Below are 17641 nucleotides of genomic sequence, written 5' to 3'. Positions count from 1 at the left end.
TCCATGAATACACTCCTGTACTAACAAATTCCAAATTAACGAATTAACGAATTATTAAAAATGAGCGACGATAAAAAAGTAATTTTCTCAATGTCTGGGCTAACAAAAGCCTATCAAAATGCACAAACACCAGTTCTTAAAAATATATATTTAAGCTTCTTCTACGGTGCCAAAATTGGTATCCTCGGTTTAAACGGAAGTGGTAAATCTACCTTATTGCGAATTATTGCCGGTGAAGAAAAAAACTACCAAGGCGATGTGGTTTTCGCACCAGGTTATACCGTAGGTTATCTTGAACAAGAGCCTAAACTAGACGAAACTAAAACCGTTTTAGAAATTGTAAAGGAAGGCGTACAGGAAGTTGTGGATATTCTAGATGAATACAACAAAATAAACGATATGTTCGGTTTGCCAGAGGTTTATGAAAACCCTGCAAAAATGGACGAGCTAATGGAAAAGCAGGCAAAGCTTCAAGATAAAATTGACGCTACCAATGCTTGGGAATTAGACACCAAATTAGAAATTGCGATGGATGCTTTGCGCACGCCAGAGCCCGATAAATTAATAGGTGTGCTTTCAGGTGGAGAAAGAAGACGAGTAGCCTTGTGCAGACTTTTACTAAAGGAACCCGATGTACTTTTACTCGATGAGCCTACAAACCACTTGGATGCAGAAAGTGTACACTGGTTAGAGCATCATCTGGCTGCCTATAAAGGAACCGTAATTGCCGTAACGCACGATAGATATTTTCTTGATAATGTTGCAGGTTGGATTTTAGAATTAGACAGGGGAGAAGGCATTCCGTGGAAAGGGAATTATTCTTCTTGGTTAGATCAGAAATCTAAACGTATGGCACAGGAGCAAAAAACAGCTGGGAAAAGACAAAAAACTTTAGAGCGTGAGCTAGAATGGGTTCGCCAAGGTGCGAAAGGACGCCAAACAAAACAAAAAGCGCGTTTGCAGAATTACGACAAACTTTTAAGCCAAGATCAAAAACAATTAGACGAAAAGCTGGAAATATACATCCCGAACGGTCCGCGTTTGGGAACCAATGTTATTGATGCTAAAGGTGTTTCAAAAGCATTTGGCGATAAATTGCTGTATGAAGATTTAAACTTTAAATTACCACAAGCGGGAATTGTTGGAATTATTGGTCCGAATGGTGCTGGTAAAACCACCATTTTCAAAATGATTATGGGTGAAGAAACGCCCGACAAAGGTACTTTTGAAGTGGGTGACACGGCGCAGATTGCCTATGTAGATCAAGCACACTCAAACATTAACCCAGATAAAACCATTTGGGAAAATTTCAGTGATAGTCAGGAATTGATAATGATGGGAGGCCGTCAAGTTAACTCACGCGCTTACCTAAGTCGTTTCAATTTCAGTGGAAGCGAGCAGAACAAAAAAGTTTCGATGCTTTCTGGTGGTGAACGAAATAGACTTCACCTCGCAATGACTTTAAAAGAAGAAGGCAACGTGCTTTTACTGGATGAGCCAACGAACGATTTGGACGTAAATACGCTGCGAGCACTTGAAGAAGGCTTAGAAAACTTTGCAGGTTGTGCCGTAGTTATTAGTCACGACCGTTGGTTTTTAGATAGAGTTTGTACGCACATTCTCTCTTTTGAAGGAAATAGTGAAGTATATTATTTTGAAGGCGGTTTCAGTGAATACGAAGAAAATAAAAAGAAACGTTTGGGTGGCGATTTGATGCCGAAGCGAATTAAATACAAAAAATTGATACGCTAAATTATGTGGAAAAATATAATTCTAATTGCTTTGGTGATAACCATTTCATCTTGCGGAAGTAAAAAAACTGCAGTGAACTCATCCAAGGAATCTAAAGAAGTTGTTTTGGGGAAAAGTGAAGCTGTTTCCTATAAAAGTTTAGGAAACGGAGTTGCTTCAATTTCAGTACAACTTTTTGAAAACAACACTTTTAAATTTGATTTCAACAGTATTCCACAGCCGGAAACAGACGAGAAAGCTATAAGAATTTCTGAAAAAGGAACTTATATTTCAGACGGAAGTTGGAAGACTTTAAATTTTAAAAACCCTAAATTTTCACTAGCTGCAATTTTTGATGCACAATATGCAAATGCATCAGATTTTAAAGTAATCGATGAAGAAAATGTAAAAATAAATACATCGAAGAATGCACTTTCTATTTGGGGAGTGCTTTGTGAAAAGCAGTAAATTGTCCGTTCGAGCGCAGTCGAGAACTGCAAATTAGGTCTCGATTACGCTCGACCAGACAATAGGTTTATTAATTAATTATAAGTTTCTTCGTAACAGATTGTTTCCCACTATTTACTTTTACTAAATAAATTCCAGCGGCAAGACCATCGGTTTTTACAGTAATGTTTTTATTCGTTCCAAAATTTCCGCTGAACAAATCCTTTATCTTTTTCCCTGAAACATCAAAAAGTTGAATGGTTCCTTTTGCAGAAAGCGATTGTGAGATCGTAAACGCTGTAGTGGCAGGATTTGGATAAATTTTAATTGAATTTGAGGTCAATTCATTTTCATCAACACCTAAAATATCGCTCACATCATAACTGTGCATTGCTCTTCCAAATGTTCCCGCATAAAGTGTTTTCGTGGGTTCGTGAAATTTTAAATCCATAACCACCGTCATTGGTAGATTATTTCCTAAAATCGCCCAACTAGCACCGTCGTCTTTAGAATACCAAACGTTTAGATCGGTTGCGGCAAACAGTATGTTTTCGGCAGGATAGGTAATGATATCATTCACTGGAATATTTGGTAGATTGGATGATATATCTGTCCAATTTTGCCCGCCATCTATAGTTTTAAAAACGTGTGGCGTATAGTCCAAATATTTAAAGCCAGAAACGGCAACATAGGCAGTCATATCATCACTAGGGACCATTGCGATAGAAGTAATGTATTGATCTGGCAAACCAGCGCTAACGTCCGTCCACGTTGTTCCACCATCGAAAGTAACGTTTACATTTCCATCATCGCTTCCTGTATAAATAACGTCAAGATTATTATAAGAAGCCGCAATTGCAGTTAGTGTTCCAAAAGCCAAAGAACCGCTCGGGTGAAGACCATCAGTTAAATCTGGGCTAATGGCAGACCAAGAAACCGCTCTTGTTGATGTATATAACTTGTTACTACCATAAAACATTTTTTCTGGATTAAAAGGGGAAAGAATCACAGGTGTGTTCCAGTTTACGCGATCACTACCACTAATTCCGTTAGTTCCATTTTGAAAAGACGATCCACCATTGGTTGAACGACGCAGATTCCCGTATTGTGATTCTGCGTAAACAAAACTATTATCTATTGGATCTACATTTACATGAAAACCATCGCCTCCAATTATGGAGTTCCAATCATCAAGTCCGCCTGTAAGTGTGCGTATGGTGTTATTATCTTGGGTTCCCCCATAAAGCCTTTCAGGATGCTGATAATCGACTTCAATATTATAAAACTGCGTTATGGGAAGGTTTACAAACTTAGTCCAACTACTTCCGCCGTTATTAGAAAAATATGCGCCGCCATCATTTCCTGAGAGCATGAAGTCACTATTGGTTCTAGAAAAATCTAGGGCGTGATGATCAACATGCATTCCCGGTAATGTTTGCCACGAAGCGCCACTGTTGGTAGATTTTGCAATTTCAAAACCTACAACATATACTTCGGCTGAATTGGTTGGGTTAACGCGAACGTTTCCAAAATACCAACCAAAGTTTGCATCTATTCCGCTGAGTGTCCCGGCTGTGGTTACTTGCGTCCAGTTATCTCCATTATCTGTTGATTTATATAAGCCATTGAATTCATTGGTAATTTCATTAGTCGTAAAACGTGCATAAACAGTTGAGGGATCAGATTCTGAAACAGCAATTCCAATTCTACCCGTTTGAACATTTGGCGCGGGCAAACCATTCGCGGCTCCTAATGCTGACCAAGTTGTTCCTCCATCCATAGAACGATGAATTGCAGAAGTTACCCCGCCATAATCGCGTTGCCAAGGTTTGCGGGTTCTTTCCCACATAGCAGCATAAATAATATTTGTATTTGCTACATTCATCGCCACATCTATTGCCGCCGTTGAATCTGTCACGAAGAGAACCTGTTCCCAGTTTCCACCACCATTTGTAGTTCTATAAATTCCACGTTCGTTGTTTTTACCGTACAATTCGCCAGTGGCCGCGGCAAAAACGCGATTCGGATTTGTGGGATCAACAACTAAACGACCAATGTGGTTGCTTTCTGGCAAACCTACATTAGTCCAAGTGTCACCAGCATCCTCACTTTTGTAAATTCCATCGCCAAAATAAGCACCATCCGTAGCGCTTCCATTGGCTTCACCGGTTCCGGCATAAATTATTTGTGCGTTGGAAGGAGCAATGGCAATATCGCCAATGGAAGGTTTTGTTACTTCATCAAAGATTGGAGTCCAGTTTGCACCTGCATCGTAACTTCTAAAAATTCCGCCAGTGGCAGTAGCAACGTAAAGATGGTCGTCATTATCTGGTGCAATAGCAACATCGGTAACCCTTCCGCCGGTATTTAACGGACCAACAAATGTCCATTCGCCAGCCATTTCTGGAGATCTGTTTGCAAGAATTTGTTTGGACTGAAAAACAGCTTCTTTATAAGCCTCTTTATTGATGTAATTGTTGGGATAGGCGCGTTGGTTATACATCCATTCTGCTGGATATTCCATCTTTCCGGTTTCCTTTTCGACTACTTTTTCTTCAGAATTATTTTTACAAGCTGAAATAAAAAACACCGAAAACAAGGTTACACCTAGAATAGATTTAAAATTTGATTTGTAATTCTTCATCATAAATATTTAAAATTTGAAATTATTTATTTGGATACCAGTCTAGCTGTGTTACTTTAATATCAGGATTACCAGCTTCTATCAACGTTTTGAATTTTGAAACATCACTTAAACCGTCTGTTCCGCGGTAATGATAGGGATAAACGGTCTTTGGTTTAAAGGCTAAAACTGCTTCGGCAGCTTTATCGACCGTCATTGTGTATGGTAAATTCATACAAACAAAAGCGATATCAATGTTCTGAAGATTGCGCATTTCTGGGATATCTTCGGTGTCGCCAGAAATGTAAATTCGCTCGCCATTTTTCTCAAGAACATATCCATTTCCGCGTCCTTTTTCGTGAAATTTTAAAGCCTCTGTCCTAAGGTTATACATCGGAATTGCTTCAAAAGTTATATTGAAATCTGAAGTTTTTTCACCATTATTTAAAACGTGTGTTTTGTTTTGAAGATTTTTCGGCAATTTGTCGAAAACTGCTTTTGGAGCTATCAGTTTTGTGTTTTCTACTACTATTCCTTCAAGAGTGGGAACGTCTAAATGATCGCCGTGGATGTCAGTTATTAAAATTAAATTGGGAGGAGTATTTTTTGAAAACAATTCTTTGCCTCCTACCGGATCAACATAAATTACAATTCCATCCAAATCGAGAACCATGGAGGCATGCTCTATTGGAGTAATCGTTAATCCTTTATTTGTACTGGTGTCACCATTGTCAACTTCGATTAATGGCGTGTTTAAGGTGTCTTCCGCAATTTTTTCGGAATTATTTTTACAAGCTATAAGTAATATTGTAGCAAGTAAAATATAGGGTAGACTTTTCATAAAGCATATTTTTTGAATGAAGATACTAAGAATGCTTTAATTTATTTTGCCTTTTTATGAATTTCCGAACTATTTTCTAAATTTCTAACTAATTGCGTCACTCACCAAATAAGCAATCGCCTTACCAATTTGATTCGGAAAAACTCCAGCAGATGGTGAAGCTTCGCAAATATGAAGGTAACAAGCGTTGTTGTTTTTAGAAAAATATGAAACAAATTTTCTGGCCTCAGTAAGCGTAAATCCACTGGGCGTGATTGCGCTGCTGCCCATGATTTCAATGGCATCCATGTCTAATTCTATTCCGAAGTTTTCGTTACAACAGAAATTTTCTGCTTCTTTTAATGCTTCGGAAAATGATAGTTTTTGAAGGATAGAAATATCTTCAAACAGATTAAAATTCACTCTGTGCGAATTCTTTTCCATTGAATTAAAAACAGCTTCTGAAGTATAATTTCTATGAAGTCCGAAGATGAAGTATTTATCTAAAAATCCATCTACATAAGCATACGAAAACCCGTTGCCGCTATGACGATGTTCCAAAGACCGAAAATCTGTATGCGCATCAAAATTGATGCAATTGATTGCTTTTTCTAATCCTTCGGAAGTGCCTTTTATATTCCCAAAACTGTTGTTGTGGCCGCCACCGATGATTATGGGAAACTTTCCAGCTTCAACAATTGATTTTACAACTTCTGAAACTTTGTGATCTATTTGGGTAACGAGTTCGCCAAGTTCTTCGGCATAATGAGGTTCTTCCTTCGAAATACTTTCAGCTTGCTTCATTTGAGTTTCGCAGTCTATTTCACCCAAAAGAATTACGTTTTCAGCATTTGTAAAATGATTGTGTTGAATATTTAAAAGGCTTCCCAATGCGGTTTCCCAAGCTTTTGAAGTTCCTGGATTTCCATAGTTTGCACGAACACCAATATCTTCAGGAATTCCTAAAAGCACATATTTAGCGGTATGATTTTTTAAATCTTCAAGCTTTTCAACAAAGCCTACTTTTTCGCCAAACTTAGTTTCACCACCTCGTTTTTTTAAATAGGAAGCTATATCTTTTTCAGAATATATTTTTAGAAAACTCATTCTACCTCTTTGCCTTTAATAATTACAGAATCTATTAAATTACTTCCAAAAGCATAAGGCAGATATCCGTAAGAAGGTACTGGTTTTGTAATGATGAGGTTGGCGACTTTTCCTCGGGTTATACTGCCGTGGGTATTGCTCAATCCCATTGCATACGCACCGTTTATAGTTGCAGCATTTATGGCTTCTTCAGGCGTAAGTCGCATTTTTATGCAGGCCGTTGCTACCACAAAATTCATATTTCCGCTTGGTGTAGAACCAGGATTATAGTCGGTTGCAAGCGCCAAAGGCAGTCCTGCATCAATTATTTTTCGACCGGGAGTGTATGGAATACTTAAAAAATAGGAGCAGGAGGGAAGCGCCACTGGCATAGTTTCGCTGTTTTGAAGCGCAGCAATATCTTCATCCGTCATAACTTCCAAATGATCTACGCTTAATGCATTGTGTTTTACTGCTGCCGCAATTCCGCCGATGCTATTAAATTGATTTACATGTACTTTTGGAATTAGGTTGTGTTTTTTCCCTTCAGTAAGAATTCGTTCCATATCTGCTACCGAAAAATAACCTTCTTCACAGAAAATATCTACATATTCGGCGAGCTTTTCTTTAGCTACTTTTGGAAGCATTTCGTTACAGAGTAAATCCAGATAACCTTCTTTATTGCCTTTAAATTCTGTGGGAATGGCGTGCGCTCCCAAAAATGTTGTTTTGATTGTAATTGGGTATTCTTCGGCTAGCTTTTTTGCCACGCGAAGCATTTTTAGTTCCGCATCGGTGGTAAGTCCGTAACCGCTTTTAATTTCTATTGCGCCAGTTCCCAAACGCATCACTTCTTCTAATCGTGCGGCAGATTGGTGGTACAAATCTTCTTCCGAAGTTTCTTGTAGTTTTTTTGCACTATTTACAATTCCTCCGCCTTTTTCTGCAATTTCCTGATAACTGAAGCCATTAATTCGATCTACAAATTCCTGTTCGCGATTGCCAGCATAAACTATGTGGCTATGGCTGTCGCACCAAGCGGGAAGTACAATTTTTCCACTGCAAGTCAAAGTTTTAAAACCTTGGTGCGGCCCCATTTTATCCATTGTGCCATAATCTTCAATTATGCCGTGGTTTATAAACACCCATGCGTTTTTTAGCGTTGGGAGTTCTTTCATTTCTACGCCACTAAGTTTTGAAGGGCAATCTTCGCGTACTTGAAGTAGTTCTTTTATGTGGGTGAGTAGTAGTTTCATCGATTAATTTTTATAGCAAATTTTTTATAAAGATAATTAAAAGTTTACAGTAGCCGTTGGCGGTTTGCAGTGATTTGGGAAAGTATTAAATTCTTAAAACGGCACATTATTAAAACATAATTGCTTTGTGTTTTGTTGAAAATATCACTATTTTTGAAACTAAAAATCTCAAAAAATGATACATTTAGTTTCAGAATATTCCAATTATATAAATGAGCTTCCCGAGCTTATAAAAAATTCGCCTTATAAAGCGGCTTATATTATTGAAAAACTTCAAATTCCGAAGCCTACTTATTATCGCAAATTGAAGGATAACAGTTTTACTGTGGAAGAAGTAAAGAAACTCACAGAAATTTTATTTTCGAGAGAAGCTTATTTGAAAGAAATTAAAAAAAACATCACTCGTTCACGTGAGGAAATCCAAAACGGAAAATCAACAGAACATGATAAATTGATGGAAGAAATAAGAAAGGAATTTCTTTAATTCCAAAATGGTTTTTTATAATTATTCCACATGTCTAAGACGTGCAAATCTCCATTATGCACTTCATAAAAAAGATAAATTTGTTTTACAATCAATATTTTGTGACATCCGATACTTTCATCAAATGCGCCTAGTTCTGGATAATTTTTTAGATTTTCCACAGTTTTTTCCACTTTATTTATAAAGTCTTTCATTACGCTATAACCCCATTCTTCTAACAAATAACGAAGATTTTGTTTGTAATTTTTCGTTGCTGTATCAGACCAAATAGATGTCATTTATGGAGTTTTTATAACACTAAAATAAATAAATCCTTTAAGAAAATTATTGACGCTTTAATTTTAAACTAATTTATACCTTTAAGCACATCGAAAATTTATACATAATGAAATCAAAAAACATAGGAATCAACACTATCTGCACACACGTTGGCGAAGTAGAAGACAAACAGTTTAAAGGAGCCATTTCACCTTTATTTATGTCGAGCAGCTATGCGTATGAAGATGTGGATGTGAAGCGCTATCCACGCTATTTCAACACTCCAAACCAAGAAGCGCTGTGTAAAAAAATTGCAATGCTCGAAAAGAGTGAAGCTGCACTTATCTTCGGAAGTGGGATGGCTGCAGTTAGTACCACTATGTTGGCGTTTTTACATAAAGGAGACCACGTCGTGCTTCCGCAAACTTTATACGGTGGCACGTATAATTTTGTGGTTGAAGAGTTTCATAAATTTGGAATAGAATATTCTTTTGCCGAAGGATTTTCGGAAAAGGATTTTTCGGAAAAAATTCAGAAAAACACAACGGTTATTTTTGTTGAAACTCCTTCAAATCCATTGATGCGAATTACAGATTTAGAAATGATTTCTAATTTGGCAAAGCAACACGGAATTGTTACGATGATAGACAATACCTTTGCATCTCCCGTAAATCAAACTCCGGCAGATTTTGGAATTGATATTATGATACATAGCGCCACAAAATATATGGGTGGTCATAGCGATATTTGTGCGGGTGCTGTTGCAGCAAGCGAAGAACACATTAAAAAAATCTGGAATCTTGCTAAAAATTTAGGAGGAAGTTTAAGCGATTATACCGTTTGGCTTTTGGAACGCAGTATGAAAACGATGGTGCTTCGTGTAAAAGCTCAAAATAAAAATGCCAAGAAAATGGCAAAATGGTTGGAAAACCACGCCATGGTTGAAATGGTTTATTACCCTGGATTAAAATCGCATCCAGAACACCAACTTGCAAAAAAGCAGATGCGGGGCTACACAGGAATGCTTTCTTTTGAAATTAATGAATCTTTAAATGTAGGTGAATTTCTAAAAGCATTAAGAATGATAAAACCGTCATTGAGCCTAGCGGGAGTAGAATCTACTATTCTTTCACCCGCAAAAACGTCTCACGGATTATTAACTCCAGAGGCAAGAAAAGAGCAGGGAATAAGTGACAGACTTTTACGTTTTTCTGTTGGAATAGAAGAAACAGAAGATTTAATTGCCGATTTAGAAGGTGCTTTTGAAGCAGTTTCAAATAAAAATTTAGTTTAATTAAAAGATACCCTTGCCGCGGCGAGGGCATATGTTATGAAGATTGATATACTTGCCATAGGCGCACACCCCGACGATGTAGAATTGGGCTGTTCGGCAACCTTGGCTAAAGAAATAAATAACGGTAAAAAAGTAGGTATTTTAGACCTAACCCGTGGTGAACTCGGAACGCGTGGTACTGCGGAAATTCGCGATCAAGAAGCTGAAGCTGCGGCTAAAGTGTTGGGCGTAAAATTTCGCCACAACCTTGAGTTTTCTGATGGATTTCTAGTGAATAATGCGGCGGCTCAATTAGAAATAATAAAGATTATTAGAAAATATCAGCCCGATGTTGTGCTTTGCAATGCTATTGACGATAGACATATTGATCACGGAAAAGCTAGTAAACTGGCTAGCGATGCTTGTTTTTTAAGTGGATTACAGAAAATTGAAAGTATCTACGAAGGTAATCATCAAAAAGCTTGGCGGCCAAAACACGTTTACCATTATATTCAATGGAAAAATATTGAACCCGATTTTGTCGTTGATGTTACAGGATTTATGGAGAAAAAGTTGGAATCTGTTTTTGAGTACAAAAGCCAATTTCATCAAAAAGAAGCCAATGAGCCGGAGACTCCAATTACTTCTACAAATTTCAGGGATAGCATAACTTACCGAGCTCAAGACTTGGGAAGGCTTATTGGTACTGAATATGGCGAAGGTTTTACTACCGAGCGATACCCCGCAGTAGATTCTATTTTCGATTTAATTTAATATTCTTTGAAAGAGTATTGCGGAACCGTAAGATTTGATTTATATTTGCATCCGCTTAGCGAAGTTGTGTTTTTTATAACACAATAAATGGTGGTTGTAGCTCAGCTGGTTAGAGCATCGGTTTGTGGTACCGAGGGTCGCCGGTTCGAACCCGGTCTTCCACCCAAAAACAAAGCCTCTCTTTTATTAGAGAGGCTTTTTTTGTGGACTTATTCTGAGCTAATTGATTTACACTCAAAAAAAAAGCCTCCCTTTTTGAGGAGGATTTTTTCAAATCAAGTTTTTGGTTTCTATGTTTCTTTTTAATACTGTTTCAAACCATCCAGTTTCCCTTATTTCTTATCTATAACAATTCTATTTTCACGATTGGCAATTTCCCAAGCTGTATAGAATATTAATTGAGCGCGTTTAGCCATTAAATCGTATTCAATTTTATCAGGCGTATCAGTCATTTTGTGATAATCTTCGTGTACACCGTTGAAATAGAAAATAATTGGAACATCGTTTTTCGCGAAGTTATAATGGTCGCTTCGGTAATAAAAACGGTTCGGATCGTTTGGATCGTCATATTTATAATCCAACTCTAATTGTGTGTATTTATCGTTCATTGCGGAAGATACATCTTGCAATTCTTGGCTCAATTTATTGCTTCCTATTAAATAAATATAATTTGGATTGTCCTTTTTATCGGGATCAATTCTTCCAATCATATCTATGTTTAGATTACATACCGTATTTGCTAATGGAAATAACGGGTTTTCGGTATAATAACGCGAACCGTAAAGCCCAATTTCTTCACCAGTTACGTGCAGAAAAAGAATCGATCTTTTTGGAGGATGACCATCTTTAACAGCCTGTTTAAAGGCTTGGGCTATTTCTAAAATTGAAACCGTACCACTACCGTCGTCATCTGCGCCGTTAAAAACATTACCGCTATTATCTGTACCTACATGGTCTAAATGGGCAGAAATTACAATAATCTCATCCGGTTTTTCAGAACCTTTAATATAGGCGACCACATTTTCAGAAGCCAGCGGATCTCTTCGGCCCTCGAAAAAACTTGATGGCACATCTTGGTAATAATCAACAGTTCCTGGAGCGGCAGCAATTCCTTCTTTTTTGTAAAAATCGCGGATAAATTCAGCAGCCTTTCTTTGACCTTTGGAGCCAGTCATTCTGCCCTCCATTTCGTCGCCTGCATAAACGTATAAAAGGGTTTTTAATTCCGCTGCGGTTATTGTATTTGCGTATTCAACGCTTTGTATTTTCGAATCGGTTGTATTCTGTGTAGAATTACACGAAAATATAAACGACGAAATAGCTGCAATAAATAATATTTTCATAGATAGTTTAGCTGGGTTATTCAAAAGAAGTGAGTTCGTAATCCTGTGGTGACAAGCCGCCTTCGCCTACTTTTTTATAATTAAAAGTATGAGTTTTAACGATTTCTTTGCCATCGCGGTCTTGCGACTTAATAGTAACTTTAACCAAATAAGTAACGCCAAGGTTGGCTTCGCCTGTTTCCGTTTCGGTTACTTCTACATTGTCGTCATTAAACATTGTGCCTTCGGGAAGTTGTAACTTTTCAATGGCATCTTTTTTAGCTAATTCACGAATTACTACTTCTTGATTATTCTCTGTAGCACAAGAGACAATAAAAACTGACAATAGAATAAAGATAAGTTTTTTCATAACTGGTTTATTAAGTTAACTGGTAAAGATAAAATAAGTTAGAAGTCTAAATGCAAATAATATGTGAAAATGAAAACTTTAAATTATTCGTTTTTTATTAAAGTAAATACTATCCTTATATTTGCCGAAAACAGGAAAAGATGAAGGTTGAACAGATTTATACAGGTTGCCTTTCGCAAGGTGCTTATTATATAGAAAGCAACGGCGAGGCCGCAATCATTGACCCATTGCGCGAAACAAAACCATATTTGGAACGTGCTAAAAACGACAACGCAAAAATTAAATATATTTTTGAAACGCACTTTCACGCAGATTTTGTTAGCGGTCACGTAACACTCGCACAAAAAACCGATGCTGCTATAGTTTTTGGGCCAAATGCAAATCCTTCTTTTGAAACTATTATAGCAAAAGATGGAGAGGTATTTAAAGTGGGCGAAGTTACTATTACTGCATTACACACGCCTGGACATACTATGGAAAGTACTACCTATTTGCTAAAAGATGAAAAGGGAAAAGATTATGCAATTTTCAGTGGCGACACACTGTTTTTAGGCGATGTGGGCCGTCCGGACCTTGCGCAAAAATCGAATGAAATTACACAAGAAGATCTCGCTGGAATTTTATTTGACAGTCTTCGGAATAAAATTATGCCACTTGCCGACGCTGTTATTGTATATCCTGCTCATGGCGCCGGTTCCGCTTGCGGAAAAAATATGATGAAGGAAACGGTAGACACTTTGGGTAACCAAAAGAAAATGAATTACGCGCTTCGCGCAGATATGACCCGCAATGAATTTATAAATGAAGTAACCGATGGTTTAACGCCACCACCCCTGTACTTCCCCATGAATGTTAAAATGAACAGAGAAGGTTACACAGCTTTTGATGAAGTTGTTGCCCAAGGTTCAACACCTTTAAATCCTGAAGCGTTTGAGCAGATGGCGAATGAAACTGGTGCAATTGTGTTAGATGTTCGAAATCAAAAAGAGTTTATTGAAGCACATATACCACGTTCAATATTTATTGGCTTAGACGGTGGTTTCGCTCCGTGGGTAGGCGCTCTATTGGCAGATGTTTCGCAAAAAATATTATTGGTTGTTTCCCCAGGAAGGGAAGAAGAAGCAATAACGAGATTATCTCGTGTTGGTTTTGATAGAACCTTGGGTTATTTAAATGGTAGTATTGAAGCTTGGAAAGAAGCTGGAAAAGAAATTGATACTTTGGAGTCTGTAGATGCCGAAACTTTTAAGAAGAAATTGCAAAGCGACATTCCAGTTTTTGATGTCCGCAATGATGGTGAATATACTGTCGCACACCTTCAAAATGCAAAGCTTGCACCGCTTGGTTTTTTGAATGACTATTTAAACGATTTTCCAGCAAATGAAAAATTCTACGTGCATTGCGCGGGCGGGTATCGTTCCGTAATTGCGGCTTCAATATTGAAAAGTAGAGGAATTCATAATGTGGTAGATGTAGCTGGCGGATTTGCGGCTATTAAAAATGCAGGTATTCCAGTGGAGTCTTAAACTTTGACGAATATATTAAATCGGAAAGCCCCGAAACAATTAAGTTTCAGGGCTTATTTCCTGCCTTTTTCTTCTTCATAGTGCTGATTTATTCAACATCGGCAAGGTCTTCTAATGTTTTAACACGATTAAGTGTTTGGTGAATTTCAGTAGCTTGTTTTTGAAGCACACTTGAAATATTTGGAGGGAAGTTTTCTTCTTTCAACTTTTCTTCATATTCATTCCAACTAGCTTTTTCGCCTCTAATACATTCTTCCAAAACCGCTTCGTCTGTATTTCCAGCAACAGCACTTTTAATATCTATCCAAGTTCTATGTAAATCGCCCGTAAAGCTTCCGCTTTCTTTTGGTTTTTCATTTAAATTACGAATTTCAAGATCGAGCTCCGTAGCAAATCGGTTACGTTGTGCGGCTTGATGCTGTAAAAAACTTTTTAAACTAGTGTTTTTAGCATCTTCCATCGCCTTTGTAAAACCCTTTTGGGCGTCATAATTTTTTTCCAACAGCTCTTGTAAGTTGCTTACAAGTTTATCGTGGTTGTGTTCTTTGGCTTTTTCGTTTGTAGTTTTCATAGTTTTTGTTTTACAATTTTCAATAAAATTAAATTTATAAAGCCAAATACTTTCTTAGCAATTTCACAATTGAGAACTGTTTAACGAAAAGTGTTAATGGGTTTTAAAATTTCAATATTGAAAACATTAAATAAATATTAAAGGGTATTACTTAAGGCAAGCGATTTTTTAACTTTAAGAAAAATTTCAACTATGGATGTTCGCTCTAATGAGCCTTTTTGGCTCATCAAAAATTCGCTAGCACAAAGCTATCCTTCACTTCAACAAAAAAATTCTTCTGAAGTATTAATTATAGGTGCTGGCATTACCGGAGCACTCATTGCCTACAAACTTTTAGAGGAAGGAAAAAAAGTAGTAATGGTGGATCGTCGCGACATTTGCAACGGGAGCACTGCCGCTAGCACCTCAATGCTGCAATATGAAATAGACGTGCCGCTGCATAAGTTAATCGAGCAAGTAGGGTTGACCTGCGCAGTTTCCAGTTACCAGAATTGTGAAAAATCGATTACTGATTTAAAGAAAATTATAGCTGAAGTGAAAAGCGATTGTGGTTTTCAACAGAAATATAGTGTCTATTTTGCTTCTTCTAAAAAAGATGAAGCTTTTTTGAAAGATGAATTTGATGCCCGCAAACAACATGGTTTTAAGGTGAAGTGGCTTTCAAAAACAGAATTAGAAAAACTCGGACTTAAAGCTCATGCCGCCATCGAATCGAAGTCGGGCGCGGTGATGGATGTTTATAAATTGGCGAACGATCTTTTAAAATACTGCTCAGATCGTGGCTTACAAATTTATGATCGAACAGATATTGATGAAATAAAATCTAACAATGAAAAGCTTATAGCCAAAACAAAAAACGGACTTACTATTGAAGTGGAAGATGTTGTGCGTTGTACAGGTTACGAGAGTACTGAGACAATAAAAGAAAACATCGTAGATTTGAAAAGCACATTCGCGCTGGCATCCGAAGCATTCGAAAAAATACCGCACGCATTCAAAAAACATATTTATTGGAATACTGACTCGCCATATCTATATTTCAGAAGTACCGATGACGGACGTATAGTTATGGGCGGTGGCGATAGCGATTTCAAAAATGCTATTCGTCGCGATGCTTTGCTTCCTAAAAAGGAAAAACAACTGACTAAAAGTTTTTCAAAGTGTTTTCCAGATATTCCTTTTGTGTTAGATTATTCGTGGGCGGGAACTTTTGGTGAAACAAAAGATGGATTGCCTTATTTCGGCAAACCAGACCCTAAAAAGAACGAGCATTATATTTTAGGATTTGGCGGAAACGGTATCACCTTTAGCGTAATGGGAATGGAAGCTATTGTACATTCCATCAACAAGACACCTCATCCACATTTAGAATATTATAAATTCAATAGATAGAAATTTAGTATTAATTAAAAACAGAAGTTATGATTAAATGGTTTGAAGCATCCACAACCTCAATAATCGCCATAGTATTAACAGCGGCAGGAATTTATGTTGCGACAATCATATTTACCCGACTGGCAGGAAAAAGGAGTTTTTCAAAAATGAGCAGTTTCGACTTTGCGATGACAGTTGCCATTGGTTCTATTATTGCCACTACAGTTTTATCGAAATCGGTGAGTTTGTTGCAGGGAGTTGTTGGATTGGCGGCAGTTTATATACTTCAAATTTCAGTGGCAATGATTCGGCGTTATAAATTTGTGCAAAAACTAATAGACAATCAGCCGTTGCTATTAATGGATGGCGAAAAGATTCTACAGGATAATTTGGTAAAAGCCAGGGTTACTGAGGCAGATCTTAGGTCTAAACTTCGGGAGGCAAACGTTTTGGAACTATCGCAAGTGCGAGCTGTAATTTTTGAATCTACAGGCGATATTGCGGTGCTACACAGCAAAGATGAAAATGTTAAGGTAGAAGATTTTCTGCTAGAAGATGTACAACGTTAGCTGTTAATTCTATTTGAAAGTTTTGATTAGCAGTTGAATGTTTCGTGATTTATCGTTTCAACCAAACTATAAAAGTTGGCATTTTATAGTTTATTATGTTTCCGAGAATACTTGAAATTATTCAATTTTAATTAATTTTTTCCGCAATCAACTTGCTTTAGCGGCATGTTTTTGTTTAGTGAAAATTTAGCGTCTTTTTTAAATTTCATTTTACCTTTCACTTCTTCAACATCGCCAAAACCCTCAATTAAATTGTTTCCTTTTTGAACAAATAAAATTTCACGCACAGATTTGGTTCCTTCAGAATTAAAAGTGTAATCTGCGCGAAGGGTGTCGCCAACCATTGTGCCTTCAAAAGTGCCTTCATTTTTATCCTTTTCAAAATAATTATAGCTCAAGGTTCCGGCAACGTTATCATTTATTTTATTCATTTTTAGGAGAACAGAATCTTTTTCAGAAATAAAACTATAACACACATTTTCAGGTGAATCTATTTCATTTTCAAGAATATCTGTTTCTTCTAAATTAGTGTCTTCAGTCGCAGCTTTTTTAGTTTCATTTTTGCAGGATGTAAATGCTATCGCACTTAAAAAGGTGATAATTAATAGTCGATTTTTCATAGTTAGTGCTTTAAATTGTTTCACTTTTAAATTCCCTTCTAAGAGCCGCAGCCCTCATAAACATTATAATTTTCTTCAGAAACTGGCTTAATTGAAACTTTCACTTTATGCGAATTCTTTTTACTGCTAGAGGCATTTACACATTCTTCTTTTGTAATTAAAACCTCCATAATAACTCGGTGCGATTTTGCAATATACTTTGTAGAATTTCCTGAAACTTCTGGTTCTGGGATTGGAGCAACATAAGATCTGAGCTTTGCACTAGGGGCTTTAAAGTGAATTTGTCCGTTGACAAAATCTACGCTCCAAAATGGATCAATTCCTCCGCCACTAAAGGTAAAAGATTTTTCATCTTTAGTTTGTTTGGCGGCGGTATCTAATTGATTTTCGTTGTACTCCATTGTTGCTCGAGTATCAGCAGGGACGATGGGTTCGGCAGTTTTATTATTTGGTTCTTTACAGGAAGTTGCAATAATTAGAGAGAAAATTGGTACGAGTAATAATCTGTAGTTCATTTTGGTAGTTTTTAAATTTATG

General features: G+C 37.1%; 18 protein-coding genes and 1 tRNA gene. 9 read left to right on the top strand and 10 right to left on the bottom strand.

Annotation, left to right across the window (positions count from 1 at the left end; genetic code table 11):
• Nucleotides 1-60 precede the first annotated feature (60 nt).
• Nucleotides 61-1752: an energy-dependent translational throttle protein EttA gene (gene ettA, locus AC3RVF_RS04995; RefSeq protein ID WP_489690801.1), complete on the top strand. Its 1692-nt coding sequence runs from the start codon at nt 61-63 to the stop codon at nt 1750-1752.
• Between the two features lie 3 nt (nt 1753-1755).
• Nucleotides 1756-2199 carry a hypothetical protein gene (locus AC3RVF_RS04990; RefSeq protein ID WP_489690802.1) on the top strand — a complete coding sequence of 148 codons (444 nt, stop codon included), beginning with the start codon at nt 1756-1758 and terminating at the stop codon, nt 2197-2199.
• 70 nt (nt 2200-2269) lie between these two features.
• Here AC3RVF_RS04990 and AC3RVF_RS04985 read toward each other — a convergent pair whose 3' ends face one another.
• The 4 genes from AC3RVF_RS04985 to hutI all read right to left on the bottom strand — a co-directional run bounded on the left by AC3RVF_RS04985 (nt 2270) and on the right by hutI (nt 7963).
• Nucleotides 2270-4825 (bottom strand): T9SS type A sorting domain-containing protein, encoded by a 2556-nt coding sequence (locus AC3RVF_RS04985; protein WP_489692913.1) that lies wholly within the window; start codon nt 4823-4825, stop codon nt 2270-2272.
• A gap of 19 nt (nt 4826-4844) precedes the next feature.
• Nucleotides 4845-5642, bottom strand: a complete 798-nt coding sequence (locus AC3RVF_RS04980) for an MBL fold metallo-hydrolase (RefSeq protein WP_489692912.1) — start codon at nt 5640-5642, stop codon at nt 4845-4847.
• 84 nt (nt 5643-5726) lie between these two features.
• Nucleotides 5727-6728, bottom strand: coding sequence for a formimidoylglutamase (locus AC3RVF_RS04975; protein WP_489692911.1), 1002 nt, complete (start codon nt 6726-6728; stop codon nt 5727-5729).
• Nucleotides 6725-7963 (bottom strand): imidazolonepropionase, encoded by a 1239-nt coding sequence (gene hutI / locus AC3RVF_RS04970; RefSeq protein WP_489692910.1) that lies wholly within the window; start codon nt 7961-7963, stop codon nt 6725-6727. The genes AC3RVF_RS04975 and hutI overlap by 4 nt, the downstream gene beginning before the upstream one ends.
• A 175-nt stretch (nt 7964-8138) precedes the next feature.
• Between hutI and AC3RVF_RS04965 the strand changes: the two genes are divergently transcribed.
• Nucleotides 8139-8447 carry a hypothetical protein gene (locus AC3RVF_RS04965; RefSeq protein ID WP_489690807.1) on the top strand — a complete coding sequence of 103 codons (309 nt, stop codon included), beginning with the start codon at nt 8139-8141 and terminating at the stop codon, nt 8445-8447.
• On the opposite strand, the gene AC3RVF_RS04960 is transcribed toward AC3RVF_RS04965, so the two are convergent.
• Nucleotides 8444-8725: a type II toxin-antitoxin system RelE/ParE family toxin gene (locus tag AC3RVF_RS04960; RefSeq protein WP_489692909.1), complete on the bottom strand. Its 282-nt coding sequence runs from the start codon at nt 8723-8725 to the stop codon at nt 8444-8446. The genes AC3RVF_RS04965 and AC3RVF_RS04960 overlap by 4 nt on opposite strands.
• A gap of 107 nt (nt 8726-8832) precedes the next feature.
• On the opposite strand from AC3RVF_RS04960, the gene AC3RVF_RS04955 reads away from it, so the two are divergent.
• From AC3RVF_RS04955 to AC3RVF_RS04945, 3 genes are all read left to right on the top strand, one after another.
• The gene (locus AC3RVF_RS04955; RefSeq protein ID WP_489690809.1) at nt 8833-9999 is read left to right on the top strand and encodes a trans-sulfuration enzyme family protein; all 1167 of its coding nucleotides are present in this window, start codon (nt 8833-8835) and stop codon (nt 9997-9999) included.
• Nucleotides 10000-10035: 36 nt separating this feature from the next.
• A complete protein-coding gene (gene bshB1 / locus AC3RVF_RS04950; protein ID WP_489690810.1) occupies nt 10036-10752 on the top strand; it encodes a bacillithiol biosynthesis deacetylase BshB1 in 717 nt (238 codons plus the stop codon).
• Nucleotides 10753-10841: 89 nt separating this feature from the next.
• Nucleotides 10842-10917, top strand: a tRNA-His gene (locus tag AC3RVF_RS04945).
• Between the two features lie 167 nt (nt 10918-11084).
• Here AC3RVF_RS04945 and AC3RVF_RS04940 read toward each other — a convergent pair.
• Entirely contained in the window at nt 11085-12095 is a 1011-nt protein-coding gene (locus tag AC3RVF_RS04940; protein WP_489692908.1) for a M28 family metallopeptidase, read from the bottom strand.
• 16 nt (nt 12096-12111) lie between these two features.
• On the bottom strand, nt 12112-12444 hold the full coding sequence (locus AC3RVF_RS04935) for a hypothetical protein (RefSeq protein ID WP_489690812.1): 333 nt from the start codon (nt 12442-12444) through the stop codon (nt 12112-12114).
• Nucleotides 12445-12584: 140 nt separating this feature from the next.
• On the opposite strand from AC3RVF_RS04935, the gene AC3RVF_RS04930 reads away from it, so the two are divergent.
• A complete protein-coding gene (locus AC3RVF_RS04930) occupies nt 12585-13970 on the top strand; it encodes an MBL fold metallo-hydrolase (protein ID WP_489690813.1) in 1386 nt (461 codons plus the stop codon).
• Between the two features lie 88 nt (nt 13971-14058).
• Here AC3RVF_RS04930 and AC3RVF_RS04925 read toward each other — a convergent pair whose 3' ends face one another.
• A complete protein-coding gene (locus AC3RVF_RS04925; protein WP_489690814.1) occupies nt 14059-14541 on the bottom strand; it encodes a ferritin-like domain-containing protein in 483 nt (160 codons plus the stop codon).
• Between the two features lie 192 nt (nt 14542-14733).
• Between AC3RVF_RS04925 and AC3RVF_RS04920 the strand changes: the two genes are divergently transcribed.
• Nucleotides 14734-15933: an NAD(P)/FAD-dependent oxidoreductase gene (locus tag AC3RVF_RS04920; protein ID WP_489690815.1), complete on the top strand. Its 1200-nt coding sequence runs from the start codon at nt 14734-14736 to the stop codon at nt 15931-15933.
• A gap of 29 nt (nt 15934-15962) precedes the next feature.
• Nucleotides 15963-16484, top strand: a complete 522-nt coding sequence (locus tag AC3RVF_RS04915) for a DUF421 domain-containing protein (RefSeq protein ID WP_489690816.1) — start codon at nt 15963-15965, stop codon at nt 16482-16484.
• A 131-nt stretch (nt 16485-16615) separates the two neighbouring features.
• On the opposite strand, the gene AC3RVF_RS04910 is transcribed toward AC3RVF_RS04915, so the two are convergent.
• Both AC3RVF_RS04910 and AC3RVF_RS04905 read right to left on the bottom strand, forming a co-directional pair.
• On the bottom strand, nt 16616-17104 hold the full coding sequence (locus AC3RVF_RS04910; RefSeq protein WP_489690817.1) for a hypothetical protein: 489 nt from the start codon (nt 17102-17104) through the stop codon (nt 16616-16618).
• Between the two features lie 38 nt (nt 17105-17142).
• Nucleotides 17143-17619, bottom strand: coding sequence for a hypothetical protein (locus AC3RVF_RS04905; protein ID WP_489690818.1), 477 nt, complete (start codon nt 17617-17619; stop codon nt 17143-17145).
• Nucleotides 17620-17641: the final 22 nt, after the last annotated feature.

It is taken from the genome of Aequorivita sp. IT1183, assembly GCF_058068265.1.
Note: the sequence above shows the minus strand (reverse complement) of the source record. Positions and strands in the feature narration are given on the sequence as shown.

Bases quoted from the DNA above. Each gene is read 5' to 3' on its own strand.
- AC3RVF_RS04930 (WP_489690813.1), top strand. From the start codon at position 12,585: ATGAAGGTTGAACAGATTTATACAGGTTGCCTTTCGCAAGGTGCTTAT.
- AC3RVF_RS04925 (WP_489690814.1), bottom strand. From the start codon at position 14,541: ATGAAAACTACAAACGAAAAAGCCAAAGAACACAACCACGATAAACTT.
- AC3RVF_RS04935 (WP_489690812.1), bottom strand. From the start codon at position 12,444: ATGAAAAAACTTATCTTTATTCTATTGTCAGTTTTTATTGTCTCTTGT.
- AC3RVF_RS04975 (WP_489692911.1), bottom strand. From the start codon at position 6,728: ATGAGTTTTCTAAAAATATATTCTGAAAAAGATATAGCTTCCTATTTA.
- AC3RVF_RS04910 (WP_489690817.1), bottom strand. From the start codon at position 17,104: ATGAAAAATCGACTATTAATTATCACCTTTTTAAGTGCGATAGCATTT.
- AC3RVF_RS04980 (WP_489692912.1), bottom strand. From the start codon at position 5,642: ATGAAAAGTCTACCCTATATTTTACTTGCTACAATATTACTTATAGCT.
- AC3RVF_RS04960 (WP_489692909.1), bottom strand. From the start codon at position 8,725: ATGACATCTATTTGGTCTGATACAGCAACGAAAAATTACAAACAAAAT.
- AC3RVF_RS04905 (WP_489690818.1), bottom strand. From the start codon at position 17,619: ATGAACTACAGATTATTACTCGTACCAATTTTCTCTCTAATTATTGCA.
- AC3RVF_RS04985 (WP_489692913.1), bottom strand. From the start codon at position 4,825: ATGATGAAGAATTACAAATCAAATTTTAAATCTATTCTAGGTGTAACC.
- bshB1 (WP_489690810.1), top strand. From the start codon at position 10,036: ATGAAGATTGATATACTTGCCATAGGCGCACACCCCGACGATGTAGAA.
- AC3RVF_RS04915 (WP_489690816.1), top strand. From the start codon at position 15,963: ATGATTAAATGGTTTGAAGCATCCACAACCTCAATAATCGCCATAGTA.
- ettA (WP_489690801.1), top strand. From the start codon at position 61: ATGAGCGACGATAAAAAAGTAATTTTCTCAATGTCTGGGCTAACAAAA.
- AC3RVF_RS04940 (WP_489692908.1), bottom strand. From the start codon at position 12,095: ATGAAAATATTATTTATTGCAGCTATTTCGTCGTTTATATTTTCGTGT.
- AC3RVF_RS04990 (WP_489690802.1), top strand. From the start codon at position 1,756: ATGTGGAAAAATATAATTCTAATTGCTTTGGTGATAACCATTTCATCT.
- hutI (WP_489692910.1), bottom strand. From the start codon at position 7,963: ATGAAACTACTACTCACCCACATAAAAGAACTACTTCAAGTACGCGAA.
- AC3RVF_RS04920 (WP_489690815.1), top strand. From the start codon at position 14,734: ATGGATGTTCGCTCTAATGAGCCTTTTTGGCTCATCAAAAATTCGCTA.
- AC3RVF_RS04965 (WP_489690807.1), top strand. From the start codon at position 8,139: ATGATACATTTAGTTTCAGAATATTCCAATTATATAAATGAGCTTCCC.
- AC3RVF_RS04955 (WP_489690809.1), top strand. From the start codon at position 8,833: ATGAAATCAAAAAACATAGGAATCAACACTATCTGCACACACGTTGGC.